The organism is Leptotrichia trevisanii DSM 22070 (assembly GCF_000482505.1).
Classification (GTDB): domain Bacteria; phylum Fusobacteriota; class Fusobacteriia; order Fusobacteriales; family Leptotrichiaceae; genus Leptotrichia; species Leptotrichia trevisanii.
The window spans coordinates 73273-86023 of sequence record NZ_AXVL01000009.1; the positions used below are offsets into that span (position 1 = coordinate 73273).

General features: G+C 31.0%; 14 protein-coding genes. 7 read left to right on the plus strand and 7 right to left on the minus strand.

The features are described 5' to 3' along the window. Positions 1–23: 23 nt before the first annotated feature. The 7 genes from argS (at position 24) to K324_RS0102730 (ending at position 5756) form a co-directional block, all read left to right on the plus strand. Positions 24–1748 carry an arginine--tRNA ligase gene (argS, locus tag K324_RS0102700; protein ID WP_026747793.1) on the plus strand — a complete coding sequence of 575 codons (1725 nt, stop codon included), beginning with the start codon at positions 24–26 and terminating at the stop codon, positions 1746–1748. Between the two features lie 280 nt (positions 1749–2028). Beyond that, positions 2029–2322 (plus strand): hypothetical protein, encoded by a 294-nt coding sequence (locus K324_RS0102705; RefSeq protein ID WP_026747794.1) that lies wholly within the window; start codon positions 2029–2031, stop codon positions 2320–2322. Positions 2323–2343: 21 nt separating this feature from the next. Continuing rightward, the gene (locus K324_RS0102710; protein ID WP_026747795.1) at positions 2344–3198 is read left to right on the plus strand and encodes a polysaccharide deacetylase family protein; all 855 of its coding nucleotides are present in this window, start codon (positions 2344–2346) and stop codon (positions 3196–3198) included. Between the two features lie 149 nt (positions 3199–3347). After that, positions 3348–3842: a septal ring lytic transglycosylase RlpA family protein gene (locus K324_RS0102715; protein WP_026747796.1), complete on the plus strand. Its 495-nt coding sequence runs from the start codon at positions 3348–3350 to the stop codon at positions 3840–3842. 65 nt (positions 3843–3907) lie between these two features. Next, on the plus strand, positions 3908–4618 hold the full coding sequence (gene fabG, locus K324_RS0102720; RefSeq protein WP_036095017.1) for a 3-oxoacyl-ACP reductase FabG: 711 nt from the start codon (positions 3908–3910) through the stop codon (positions 4616–4618). A gap of 20 nt (positions 4619–4638) precedes the next feature. Continuing rightward, complete coding sequence (locus tag K324_RS0102725; RefSeq protein ID WP_026747798.1) at positions 4639–5271, plus strand: RNase H1/viroplasmin domain-containing protein; 633 nt, start codon at positions 4639–4641, stop codon at positions 5269–5271. A gap of 17 nt (positions 5272–5288) precedes the next feature. Beyond that, on the plus strand, positions 5289–5756 hold the full coding sequence (locus tag K324_RS0102730) for a hypothetical protein (protein WP_026747799.1): 468 nt from the start codon (positions 5289–5291) through the stop codon (positions 5754–5756). 210 nt (positions 5757–5966) lie between these two features. Here K324_RS0102730 and aroC read toward each other — a convergent pair whose 3' ends face one another. The 7 genes from aroC to K324_RS0102765 all read right to left on the minus strand — a co-directional run bounded on the left by aroC (position 5967) and on the right by K324_RS0102765 (position 12751). Next, positions 5967–7064, minus strand: coding sequence for a chorismate synthase (gene aroC, locus K324_RS0102735; RefSeq protein WP_026747800.1), 1098 nt, complete (start codon positions 7062–7064; stop codon positions 5967–5969). Positions 7065–7090: 26 nt separating this feature from the next. Continuing rightward, complete coding sequence (aroA, locus tag K324_RS0102740; RefSeq protein ID WP_026747801.1) at positions 7091–8386, minus strand: 3-phosphoshikimate 1-carboxyvinyltransferase; 1296 nt, start codon at positions 8384–8386, stop codon at positions 7091–7093. A gap of 12 nt (positions 8387–8398) precedes the next feature. Continuing rightward, positions 8399–9400, minus strand: coding sequence for a PDDEXK nuclease domain-containing protein (locus K324_RS0102745; protein WP_026747802.1), 1002 nt, complete (start codon positions 9398–9400; stop codon positions 8399–8401). Between the two features lie 92 nt (positions 9401–9492). Continuing rightward, positions 9493–10029 carry a hypothetical protein gene (locus K324_RS0102750; protein ID WP_026747803.1) on the minus strand — a complete coding sequence of 179 codons (537 nt, stop codon included), beginning with the start codon at positions 10027–10029 and terminating at the stop codon, positions 9493–9495. A 16-nt stretch (positions 10030–10045) separates the two neighbouring features. Continuing rightward, on the minus strand, positions 10046–10822 hold the full coding sequence (locus K324_RS0102755; protein ID WP_026747804.1) for a hypothetical protein: 777 nt from the start codon (positions 10820–10822) through the stop codon (positions 10046–10048). Between the two features lie 95 nt (positions 10823–10917). Next, positions 10918–12009 (minus strand): 3-dehydroquinate synthase, encoded by a 1092-nt coding sequence (gene aroB, locus K324_RS0102760; protein WP_026747805.1) that lies wholly within the window; start codon positions 12007–12009, stop codon positions 10918–10920. A 139-nt stretch (positions 12010–12148) separates the two neighbouring features. Beyond that, positions 12149–12751: a GNAT family N-acetyltransferase gene (locus K324_RS0102765; protein WP_026747806.1), complete on the minus strand. Its 603-nt coding sequence runs from the start codon at positions 12749–12751 to the stop codon at positions 12149–12151.

Sequence of the window (12751 nt, forward strand, 5' to 3'; positions counted from 1 at the left end):
GAAAGGATAAAGATTTTAAAATAATGGAATTATTGACAATTAAATTAAAAAAATTGTTTTCAGAAAATATAAATAATATTTTTGGTGCTGATTATACAGAAAAAGTCGATATTCAAAATTCCACGAAAAAGGAATTTGGGGATTTTCAGACGAATTTTGCGATGGTTAGTTCAAAATTAATTGGAAAAAATCCACGAGAGATTGCAAATACACTTGTAGATAATTTTGCAGAAAATGATATTATCGAAAAGCTGGAAATTGCGGGGCCGGGATTTATCAATATTTATTTGAAAAATAGCTTTTTAAATGAAGAAATAAAAAAAGTGGAAAATGAAAAATATGATTTTTCCTTCTTAAATACAGACAAAACTGTAATTATCGACTATTCCTCTCCCAATATTGCCAAGAGAATGCACATCGGACATTTGAGGAGCACGATTATTGGGGATTCCATAAAAAGAATTTTACAGTTTTTGGGATTTCATACGCTTGCTGATAACCATATTGGTGATTGGGGGACGCAGTTTGGAAAGCTTATTGTGGCCTATAAGAATTGGCTGGACAGAAAAGCTTATGCAAAAGATCCGATTGGAGAACTGGAAAGAATTTATGTGCTGTTTTCTGAAGAATCAAAAAAAAATCCTGTTTTGGAGGACGAAGCACGTGAAGAGCTGAAAAAGTTGCAGCTTGGAGATGAGGATAATCAGAAATTGTGGAAGGAATTTATTGATATTTCACTAAAGGAATACAACAAAGTTTATGACAGGCTTGATGTAAATTTTGACTATTATTATGGTGAATCATTTTATAACGATATGATGCCCTCTGTTCTTGATGAATTAAAGAAAAAAGGTATCGCAAGGGAAGATCAGGGAGCATTAGTCGTATTTTTTGAAAATGACAAACTGCCACCTGCGATTGTCCAAAAAAAAGACGGAAGTTTCTTGTACACGACTTCTGATTTAGCTACAATGAAATTTAGAAAAGATGAATTAAATGTAGATGAGGCTGTTTATCTGACTGATGACAGACAACAGAATCACTTTAAGCAAGTTTTTGAAATTGGAGAATTGCTGGGTGAACCTTATAATTACAAAAAAACTCATGTCGTGTTTGGAATTATGAGATTTGGTGACGGAATGATTTTTTCTTCCAGAAGTGGAAACATAATAAGGCTTGTTGACTTGCTGGATGAGGCAAAAACTCAAGTTAAAAAGATAATTGATGAAAAAAATCCTAATATTCCAGAAGATGAAAAAGAGAAAATTGCTGAAATTGTGGGAAGCGGAGCTATAAAATACTTTGATTTGAGCCAGAACAGAACTTCTGATATAACATTCACCTGGGACAAGGTACTTAGCTTCGAAGGTAACACAGGGCCTTATCTGCAATATACTTACGTACGGATTATGTCTATTTTCAGAAAATTGAAGGAAGAAAATATTAGTGTGGAAAATAAAGATATTATTTTGGAAAATATGAGCGGCATTGAGCGTGAACTGGCAGTTGAGCTGCTGAGATTCCCGCAGACAGTAGTAAAATCTTATGAAAGCTATCGTCCAAACATAATTGCCGATTATTTATTTGACACAGCCAAGTTATTTAATAACTTCTATAATTCAAGCTCTATTTTGAAGGAAGAAGATAAAAAAGTTATGGACGCACGAATTTTACTGGCGGAAAAAACGGCATTTGTATTAAAGGAAGGGCTTAGCCTTCTTGGAATAAATACAGTAAACAGGATGTAAAATTTATAGTTTTAACCCTTTATAAAATAGCAATAAAGCTATCTTAACTAAAAAAGAGAAACAAATTAATCAAAAAACAATTTTGATTTAATGGTGGTTTAATGATTATAGTGTATACTATATTCAGATCGATTAAAAGATCTGAAACCTCAATTAACCCCCCCTTTTATGGCCCTCTTTTTTAAGAGGGCTTTTGTCTTTTGTAACTTTTTAGATTTAAAAAGACAAATAAAATAAGTTAGTAAATTTAAAAAAATAAATTATAGAAAAGAGGAGAACAATGGCAAAGAAACAACAACAACAATTTCTTTATGATTATAGAAATGATCATAGTGATGAAAGTAGCAAAAAATTAGCAAAAACTGCACTTATTTTGTTTATTATTTCAGCATTGCTTGTGGCACTTTCACATTTTGTCCTAATTGAAAAAAAGGCAGAATTTGAAAAAAATATACCTGCACTTAAGGAAAATAAACAAAAGCTGGAAAAGGAAGTGAACGCCCTTAATAACAGTATTAAACACAGCGAGGACACTTACAAGAAAACAGAAGCATTAGTAAACAAATACAAATAATAATAAATGAGAGGTAAAAAAATGAAAAAAGTATTATCAATTGTTGGTATATTACTTGCTATGGCAGGATTTTTATACTCAGGAATAAAAATTTTTGGAACAACTGCAAAATTTATGGAACATCACAACTTAAAATCAAGTGTAAAAAAATTAACTGATGAAAAAACAAAAAAAGCTGAAGAACTTACTGCTCTTACGAAAAAAAATACAGATATGAAAGCTCAATATGAAAAACTTAAAGCTGACAAAAAAATAAAAACCGTTTATTTGACATTCGATGACGGTCCTTCAGGACACACTGATCAAATACTTGAAATTTTGAAAAAAAATAATATAAAAGCGACATTCTTTATAATTGGAATCGGAAAAAATTATAATGATTATAAAAAAATAATTGATCATGGACATGTACTTGGGTTGCATACTTATTCACATGAATATAAGGAAGTTTATGCAAATGAGGAAAGTTTCTTTAAAGATCTTTATAAAATAAGAGATGCTGTAAAATCAACAACAGGATTAGATGTAAAAATCACAAGATTCCCAGGTGGTTCAAGTAATGCAAAAGCATCTAAAGCTCTAAAAACGGCTATAATTAACAGAATGACAAGAGAAGGATATGTATATTTTGACTGGAACTGTGATTCAACAGATGCTTCTGGAAACAATGTCCCTGTAGAAAAACTGGTTAAATACGGTGTCTGCACAAATCATCCTGACATAAATGTCCTAATGCACGATACAAATGCCAAGAAAACTACTGTTCAAGCTCTGCAACGAATTATTGACGGATATAGAAAAGCAGGATATACATTTGAAACTTTAGACGTAAACAGTCCTAAAATTCAACACGTAAAACAGCCTGAACTAAAATAACTAAGTAAAAAATAAGTAATTAAACATTAAAAATATGCTATAATGTAGAAGTGTTTAGCTTTCAAAATTAATCTTTTTAAGTGTAAACACCATAACAAGACTATTCAGTTTCAATGTTATGAAAATTTTATTATTTAAGGAGAAAATTAATGAAAAAAATAGTTACTATGCTTACAGGTTTAGTAGTATCACTATCATTAGTTGCTGAAACAAATACTAATACCAATATAATTTACATAAAAAATGAAATGATAAAAGCTGTTGATAATGGTGCTGGCTTATACGTTGCAAAACCAAACCAAACTTCTACAAAAGAAAAAACTTCAAATTCAGGACATTCTAAACATTCACAAACTGGAGTTGCTTCATACTATGGCAAAGGATTACATGGAAGCAGAACAGCTAGCGGTGAAAGACATAACAGACACGAAATGGTGGCAGCACACAGATCTCTTCCATTTGGTACAAAAGTAAAAGTTACAAATTTGAACAATGGAAAAGAAGTTATTGTAAAAATTAACGATAGAGGCCCTTTTACAAAAGGACGTGTAATTGATTTAAGTTATGGGGCTTTTTCAAAAATCGAAAATCCTGGAAAGGGAATTACAAAAGTAAAACTTGAAGTTTTAAATTCTTTAAAATAATTATTTAATTATTTTGGAATTATAATTATAAATTTTGAAATAAAAGACGAAAGGTGGAAAATATAGTGTTAAATGGTAAAATTGCATTAATTACAGGTGGTTCAAGAGGTATCGGGAAGGAAATTGCACTAAAATTTGCAGAAAATGGGGCTACTGTTATTTCTGGAGATTTGATTGATCCCGATTATAGCCACGAAAATATTTCACACGTAAAATTAAACGTTACTGACAGGGAAAACATAAAGGAAATTGCAAGTGAAATCAAGGAAAAATATGGAAAATTGGACATTCTTGTAAATAATGCAGGAATTACAAGAGATGCATTACTTCAAAGAATGAAGGAAGCTGACTGGGATTTAGTAATTGATATTAACTTAAAAGGTGTCTACAATGTAATGCAGGGATTCGTTTCACTACTGTTAAAAAGTAAAGCCTCAAGTGTAATCAATATGGCTTCTGTTGTAGGAGTTGATGGGAATGCAGGACAAACTAACTATGCTGCTACAAAAGGTGGAGTTATCGCCATGGCAAAAACTTGGGCAAAGGAATTTGGTAGAAAAAATCTTAGATCAAATGCAATTGCACCAGGATTCATCGAAACAAATATGACTCATGTGTTACCAGAAAAAGTTGTAGAAACTGTACTTGCAAACACACCTCTTAGAAAAATGGGAGATGCTCAGGACGTTGCAAATGCTGCATTGTATCTGGCAAGTGATATGTCTAAATTTGTTACGGGACAAGTTTTAAGAGTTGACGGAGGATTAAATTTATAATTTAATAAATTTATTTAAAAATGTCAAAAAATAAAAAATTCTATGCTTATTTCATTTTAGATACAAATGAAAATGGAATACTTGAAAACTGGACAGATTGTCAAAAAAAAGTAAGCGGTAAAAAAGCCCGTTATAAATCATTTAAAACTCTTTTGGAAGCACAGGAGTGGTTAAATTCTGGAGCAAATTATAAAAAAAAAGAAAAGACTGATTTGACAGAACTGTACTCCGAGCTGGAACGTGATGCAATTTACTTTGATGCGGGAACAGGACGTGGTAATGGTGTGGAAGTCAGATTAACTGATTTTGACAGTAATTCGCTGCTTTATAAAATTATGAATGAAAAAAATATAAATGAATTTGGAAATTATTATGTCGCTGACACCAGAACAAATAACTTTGGTGAATTAGTTGGTATTTATACAGCTTTCGTTTATGCAAAAAAATATGATACAAAAATTATTTGTGGAGATAGCTCGCTAGTTATCGACTACTGGACAAAAGGGCGATATAATAGTTCCAATCTGGAAAATGACACAATTGAACTTATAAAAAAAGTTACTTTTATGAGAAATGAATTTGAAAAAAAAGGTGGAACCATAAAAAAAATCTCTGGAGATGTTAATCCCGCTGATTTAGGTTTTCACAAATAATACAAAAGGAGGCTTTAATGAAAAAAATATTATTAGTAATAATGATGTTGACAATATCTGTTATTGGATTTTCTAAGTCCAAAATTACAGATAAAACTTACAAAGGCGATTATACGAGGGCAACAAATACATTTACGTATATAAAAGATAATCTAGTATTTCCAAACAAAACTCTTACTTTCACAGTAAAAGATAATTCTGGATTAATGGACAGGATTTACGATTTTATGAAACAAAAATATGGTGTAGAGGATTCTGACATTGTTACTTTTGATGTAAAAGGAACTGTATCTAAAAATGGTGTTTTAACAATAAAAAAAATACTTAATTACCAAATACCTGAATATAAATTACACGCATCAGATTTTGGTACTACACCATCAAGTACAAGCACAACTCAAGAAAATTCTGAGACAACTACTACTAATGATTCGTCAAATTTAAACAATCCTGGTTCTTTCTTTAATCAAGAAACTGGAAATTAATTTTTAATAAATTGTAAAAAGTTAAAAGCAAGGGGCTAATATTCCAACCTCTTGCTTATTTTTATTAAAAAAATTTTTTATAACTGCTCCTCAATCTCATTTTTCAATATCTTAAAATTTTTTTTAATCAATCAAATATTTTTTTATTACCACAACATACAAGATAGCCTAATATAAAAGAAATTGGTATAAAAAATATTGAAATCATTTTTACAATTCTCTCTTTTTACCTTCCAAAATCCTATCCAAAATCACAATCGCCGTAGCCGCCTCCAATACTGGTACCACTCTGGGAACTATTATTGGATCGTGTCTTCCTCGCACTTCTAGAATATCGTTTTGCTTTGTTTCAAGATTTACGGTTTTTTGTGCTTTTTCAATCGAAGCTGTCGGTTTTATTGCCACTTTAAATGAAATTGGCATTCCAGTTGTTATTCCGCCTATAATTCCACCATTGTTATTTGTAAATGATTTTATATCCCCATTTTCATCATAATACATTTCATCATTTGCCTCATATCCTGTCATTTCCGTAATTCCAAAACCTACTCCAAATTCTATTCCTTTTGTAGCTGGCACCGAAAAAATCATTCTCGAAAGCTCACTTTCCATTGACTCAAAATACGGATCTCCTATTCCCGCCGGAAGTCCTGTAACCATCAGTTCCACGATTCCGCCAAGCGAATCCTTATCTTCCCTCGTCTTTTCCATAGCTTCCTCAATTTTTTCCACAATTTCCTCGTTCAAGACAGGCAAAATCATATTTCTAAGTTTATCAATATTTTCCTCTGTAATATCACTTTCCACAAAATCCCTATCTTCAATATCCTTTACCGATTTGATATGTGCTGCAATTAAAATCCCCTGCTCCTTCAAAATCTGTTTCGCAATCGCTCCAGCAAATACCAATGAAGCCGTTATTCGTCCTGAAAAATGTCCACTTCCACGAATATCATTAAATCCGCTATATCTGTTAAATCCGCTCCAATCTGCATGCCCTGGTCTTGGCTTTTTTTTCAATTCACTGTAATCCTTTGAACGCTGATTTGAATTTCGAATAATCATTGCAAGCGGTGTTCCTGTCGTTTTTCCATCAAAAAATCCGCTCAAAATCTCAAATTCATCCTTTTCCACTCTAGGTGTTGTCAATTTCGATCTTCCAGGTGCTCTTCTTCTCATTTCCTGTGAGATAAATTCCAAATCCAGTTTTGTTCCTGCGGGAATTCCGTCAATATTTATTCCTAATGCACTACCATGCGATTCACCAAAAATTGATATTTTATAGTTTTTTCCAAAATTTGCTCCCATTTTTCTGCTCCTTATAATTTCTGATTCTACTTCTCAATAACCTCAATCTCTCCACCCATTTTCACAAAATCATCCCAGAAATGCGGATAAGATTTTCTGACACTTTCAGCCTCTTCCAAAATTATTTCCTTTTCACATCTTGTCGAAGCAATCGCAAGGGACATTGCAATTCTATGATCATTCCAAACACTTACAGTCACTCCACCATTAAATCTATCTACACCTTTAATAATCAGGCTATCTCCTTCTTCGGATACATTTGCCCCCAATTTATTCAGCTCAGTCTTTATCGAAGTTATCCTATCTGACTCCTTTATTCTAAGCCTTTCTCCATTAATAATTCTAGTTTCCCCTTCACTCAAGGCCCCTAATACTGTCAAAATTGGCCCAATATCAGGACATTGTGAAATATCAATCACAGTTCCTTTCGTTTTAGATGGCTTAACAATCACGTAATCATCAGAAATCTCAAGTTTTGCTCCCATTCTTTGAACAATCTCAATAATTTCTCTGTCACCTTGCAACGAATTTTTATTCACATGCAGACATTTCACTTCATTATCCTTATTTGCAGAAATTATTCCAGCCACAATCCAAAACGCCACTTGCGAATAATCCCCCTCAACAGTATAATCAAACGGCCTATAAATCTGATTTCCCTTTATATCAAAACTCTTATAGTCATTGTTCACAATCTCAATTCCTGCCAGTTTCAATATTTCCAATGTCAAATCAATATATCCCTTTGACTCCAGATTCTTATTAATAGTCAGCTTTGAATCTCCGTCCAAGAGTGGCAAGGCATACAAAAGTCCCGTAATAAACTGTGAACTTATATTCCCATCAATTTCATAATTCCCTGCCTTCAATTTTCCATTTACTGTAAGCGGCAATTTTCCATTCTCATTCTTATAAAAAATTCCCTGCTCACTAAAAATCCTATAATAAGAATCCAGCGGCCTATCCACAAGTTTCCCTTTTCCATCGAAAATCAGTTCATTTTCACTTGTAATTCCAACAGGTATTAGAAATCTAATTGTAGATCCCGACTCATTGCATTGCATATACTTATCTTTTGGAACGACTTTTCCGCCATTTCCAATAATTTCAAGAGAACTTTCCTCTCGATTGATTTTCGCTCCCCAGTTTTCCATAATATCCGTTGTTGTTGTAATGTCTACTGAAAACTTCAAATTATCAATCTTTGACTTCTTCCCGCCTTCAGCTAATGCAGCTGCAATTACCGCTCTGTGTGAATAACTTTTAGATGGCGGAATTTCTATTGTACCGTTTAATATGCTTGGTTTTATTTTTATTTTCATAATTTAATCCTCCTATTCTTCCTCAAGAATTTTAATCAATTCCTCTTTACTTGGCAAAACTGTTTTATATGTACTTGCAAAAATTTGCTCATTATCTTCTGGCAACGTGTATTCCACCAAAGATTGATTTTTTTCCTGACACAGTACTATTCCAATTGTTTTATTTTCATCATCTAATTTCATTTCTCTGTCATAATAATTTACATACATCTGCATTTGCCCTATATCCTGATGTTTTAATTTACCAATTTTCAAATCAATTAGGACAAAGCATTTCAAAAGTCTGTTATAAAAAACTAAATCAATGTAAAAATGCTGTTCATCAAAAGATATTCGTTTCTGTCTACCTACAAATGTAAAGCCATTCCCAAGTTCCAATAAAAAATTTTCTAATTTACTTATTAATTTTTCTTCCAGTTCACTTTCTGAATAACTGGACTGTTCTGGTAATCCTATAAATTCAAGTATATAAGGATCCTTTATCAAATCCTGTGGCTTTTCTATAATCTGTCCTTTTTGCGAAAGTTCCAAAACTTTCTTCTTATCTCTACTTAAACTCAACCTCGTATACAACGCACTATCAAACTGTCTTTCTAGTTCTCTTAAACTCCAATTGTTTTTCACAGCCTCAATTTCATAAAATTTCCTTTCATCAGGATTTGAAATTCTACTTAATTTCACGTAATGCGACCAGCTCAGTTTGAATTGGTCAGACAGTGTCTGACCTTTTTCAGAATAAACTAAATAAAAACTCCTTATTTGTTTCAAATTTGTTAATGAAAATCCTTTTTTGTATTTTTCAGTCAACTTTTTAGATAATATTTTCAAAATTTTCTTTCCATATTCTGCCCTATTTTCACCTTTCTGCTCTTCCTCGACTATCATTCTTCCTATCTCAAAATACGTCAAAACCATCGTCTGATTAACAGTTGTAACAACTTTTTTTCTTGCATTTTCCAACAAATCAATTACATTTTTCACTATTTCCATATTTTCAATTTCTCTCTTTTTCATTATTTCTCCCCCTTTTATAAATCACTTTTTAAATTCATCAGACACTGTCTGCTAAATTTCCGAGAAACTGTCTCAAAAATCTCGCTTTCTAGTTAATTCTCCTTACTCATCTGTTCCTTTTTCTCAGCCTTTATAAAAGCAACTATAGATACAATCGCAACTAAAATTATCCAAGCCCAATCTTTATATATTTCACTACTTATTTTAAAAACTCCCATCCACGAATAAGATAAGCCTTCTAAAAATGGTAACTTTTGTTCTTTTTTCAAATAATAAGCTACCAAAACTACATCAACAAAGTATACTGCAATCATGGAAAAAATTGTAATTACAGGAATTCCTTTTGTAATATCCCTCATTGGCAAAGTTTCATATTTTGGATTTAGTAAATTTTCATTTTTAGCATTTGCTCCAAATTTACTTTGACGCATAGGTTTGACAATATTTTTATTCTCTGTCTCTTTCTTTTTTATTTTTATTCCAAATATCCAACCAAAAAAAACTATAAAAAATATAATTATAGAAATTATTTTATATCCTAAAAAAATCATCGAAAATCCTAAGCAAATCATAGCTGCAACAATAGAACTTAACCCCGAAAATAAGATTCCATTCAAATATCTCTTCATAAATAATCCCTTTCATCTAATTTTTATTCAGTTTTTCTATTAAAAAGACTAACAGATTTTCACAGAAAATCTCCATTTCGTTTCCAAAAGCTAAAATAATAGCATCTTTTAAATCTTTCACATAAATTACACCGTCTGTCACTCCAACCTTATAATTTTCCCATTCATAAACTTCATCATCAAATGTAATATTTTCTTTCGAAACTTTTATTTTCTTTAAATTATCAAAATTCTCAATTTGCTTCTTATCTGAGAAAAAACTGAAACTTAATTTATGTGATTTTCTAAATGGAAATTCCTCATTTCTACCATTTTCAATATTTTCTAACGCACTTGGATAATTCTGTTTTACAAAATCTTCTTGAAATAAATCAAAAGCATCTTTTTTATACCCCCCTGCATTAATTTTTTCCCACTTTCCTTCGTTAGATTTGAAAAAAATGGCTGAAAATGTATTTCCTACCATATACACTTCTTTTGAAAAAAAGTATTTCAAATTTTTATAATAATTTTTTTCATTTTTTCCTACGCTAAAACCATCATCATAAAAATAAATGTTTGGATATTTCTTTTTATAATATGAAAACACAAAGAAATCTACTATAGCCAATATAATTAATAAAACTATAAAAATCATAACAGTAGAAATATAAAAATTTCTGCTAATCTCGACTGTAAATAATAAAACTACTCCTATATTTAATACCAGCAAAGAAATTAAAAATTTTGCCGAATTAAAAATTATTTTTAACCAGTTCGCCTTTTCCACTTTTTTGAAATTTTCCTGTAACATATTTTTTCACTCCTCTAATATTTCAAATTAAGTCAGACAGCGTCTGATCTTTTCAGTTTCTTTACTTAACCACTTTCATTTTCACAACCTAAAATTTACTCAAAAATCTCCTTTTCCCCTATCTTTCTAATTTCAACTTCCCCAATTTCCTTCAGAATTACAAAACTAATTCCATCACTCGTACTTTTTTTATCCCTTTTCATAATTTCAGAAATCCTGTCTTTCGGATATTCAATCTCAGTCGGTAAATTCAATGCCTTCAACAATTTCTCAATTTTTAAAAATTCATCTTTTTTAGTAAACCCTTTTTTCTCCCCAATTTTTGTAATGTCCACCATTCCAGCAGAAATTGCTTCCCCATGTGAATATTTCTCATAATTTGTAAACTGCTCTATTGCATGTCCGATAGTATGTCCAAAATTCAATATCATTCTCAAATTACTTTCCTTCTCATCTTTTTCCACAACTTCCTTTTTTATCTCACATGAACGGTAAACAATCTCATTCACATATTTCATCAAATGTTCACGCAATTTCTGTTTATAATTTTCATCATCATAAGAAACTTCAACTGTTTCCACTATTTCCACAAGTCTGTCGAAAAACTTCTTATCATAAATACATCCATATTTCACAATTTCTGCAAATCCATCATAAAAATATCTGTCCGTCAATGTATTCAAAAAATAATTATCAATTAAAACAAGCTTAGGTTGATGAAACGCTCCAACAAGATTTTTTCCCTCCGGCAAGTCAACACCGACTTTTCCGCCAACACTGCTGTCAACCTGTGAAACAATCGTCGTCGGTATCTGTATAAATCCAATCCCACGCATATAACTGGCAGCCGCAAATCCGGCAATATCTCCAACAACTCCGCCACCAAATGCAACAACCATATCCTTTCTTGTAAGCCCTGCATTTACCATTGCTGAATAAATTTCAGGCATTATTCCAATATGCTTATTTTTCTCTCCTGCTTCTAGCACATAAATCGTATAGTCAAACCCTTTAAACATTTTCTCATATTCATTTTTATAAATCTTATCCACATTAGAATCAGTAATCACAAATAATTTTTTGCCATTATAAATCTTTTCAATATATTCAGGAAATTTCTCAAAAAAATTCTTTCCAATTACAATATCATAAGAATTTTCCCCCAATCCAACATTCAATATTTCCATAATTTTCTCCATCCTCTCTTTTGATAAATAATTATTAATCAAAATATGTAAATAAATTCTTAAAACGAATTATTTGTATATTAAAATATAGCAAAACCACTAAATTCAAACATTTAAAATGATTTTACTATATAAATTTTTATTTTAAATTATATCTTTTTTTAAGTTCCCTTTTTATATAAATCGACTGAAACTCTTCTTTTAACATATCCATTATAATTATATCATAAGTTTCATCCAGAATTTCTACAGCTTTTCGAAGCCTTCCTACTTCCTTAAAGCCAATTTTTTTATATAAATTATAAGCAACCTCATTATATTCAAATACATTTAACGATATATTTCTCAGATTTAAAAATGAAAAGCCGTAATCAAGTAGCAAGTTTATAGCTTCCATTCCATAACCTTTTCGCTGATATTTTGGATTTCCAAGCATAATTCCCATTTCAGCTGTTCTATGTATCTCTCCTACTGATTTAAAACCTACATTTCCCAAAAGTTCATCATTTTCCAATAATCTGACAGCAAATATTTTCTCTTTTTTGATTGAATTTAATAATTCTTTTTCACTTTCAAAATCCATAATATTTGTATAAACAACACATCCTAGTCCTACTGAAACTTCTATATTATTTATCATTTCAGTATATTCTTCAACATCATCAAGAGAAATTGGCGAAAGATAAACATTATCACCAACCAATGTTTTTAAATATTTTTTCTTTTCAGGGTTATTTTCCAT

Bases quoted from the DNA above. Each gene is read 5' to 3' on its own strand.
- argS (WP_026747793.1), top strand. From the start codon at position 24: ATGGAATTATTGACAATTAAATTAAAAAAATTGTTTTCAGAAAATATA.
- K324_RS0102705 (WP_026747794.1), top strand. From the start codon at position 2,029: ATGGCAAAGAAACAACAACAACAATTTCTTTATGATTATAGAAATGAT.
- K324_RS0102710 (WP_026747795.1), top strand. From the start codon at position 2,344: ATGAAAAAAGTATTATCAATTGTTGGTATATTACTTGCTATGGCAGGA.
- K324_RS0102715 (WP_026747796.1), top strand. From the start codon at position 3,348: ATGAAAAAAATAGTTACTATGCTTACAGGTTTAGTAGTATCACTATCA.
- K324_RS0102725 (WP_026747798.1), top strand. From the start codon at position 4,639: ATGTCAAAAAATAAAAAATTCTATGCTTATTTCATTTTAGATACAAAT.
- K324_RS0102730 (WP_026747799.1), top strand. From the start codon at position 5,289: ATGAAAAAAATATTATTAGTAATAATGATGTTGACAATATCTGTTATT.
- aroC (WP_026747800.1), bottom strand. From the start codon at position 7,064: ATGGGAGCAAATTTTGGAAAAAACTATAAAATATCAATTTTTGGTGAA.
- aroA (WP_026747801.1), bottom strand. From the start codon at position 8,386: ATGAAAATAAAAATAAAACCAAGCATATTAAACGGTACAATAGAAATT.
- K324_RS0102745 (WP_026747802.1), bottom strand. From the start codon at position 9,400: ATGAAAAAGAGAGAAATTGAAAATATGGAAATAGTGAAAAATGTAATT.
- K324_RS0102750 (WP_026747803.1), bottom strand. From the start codon at position 10,029: ATGAAGAGATATTTGAATGGAATCTTATTTTCGGGGTTAAGTTCTATT.
- K324_RS0102755 (WP_026747804.1), bottom strand. From the start codon at position 10,822: ATGTTACAGGAAAATTTCAAAAAAGTGGAAAAGGCGAACTGGTTAAAA.
- aroB (WP_026747805.1), bottom strand. From the start codon at position 12,009: ATGGAAATATTGAATGTTGGATTGGGGGAAAATTCTTATGATATTGTA.
- K324_RS0102765 (WP_026747806.1), bottom strand. From the start codon at position 12,751: ATGGAAAATAACCCTGAAAAGAAAAAATATTTAAAAACATTGGTTGGT.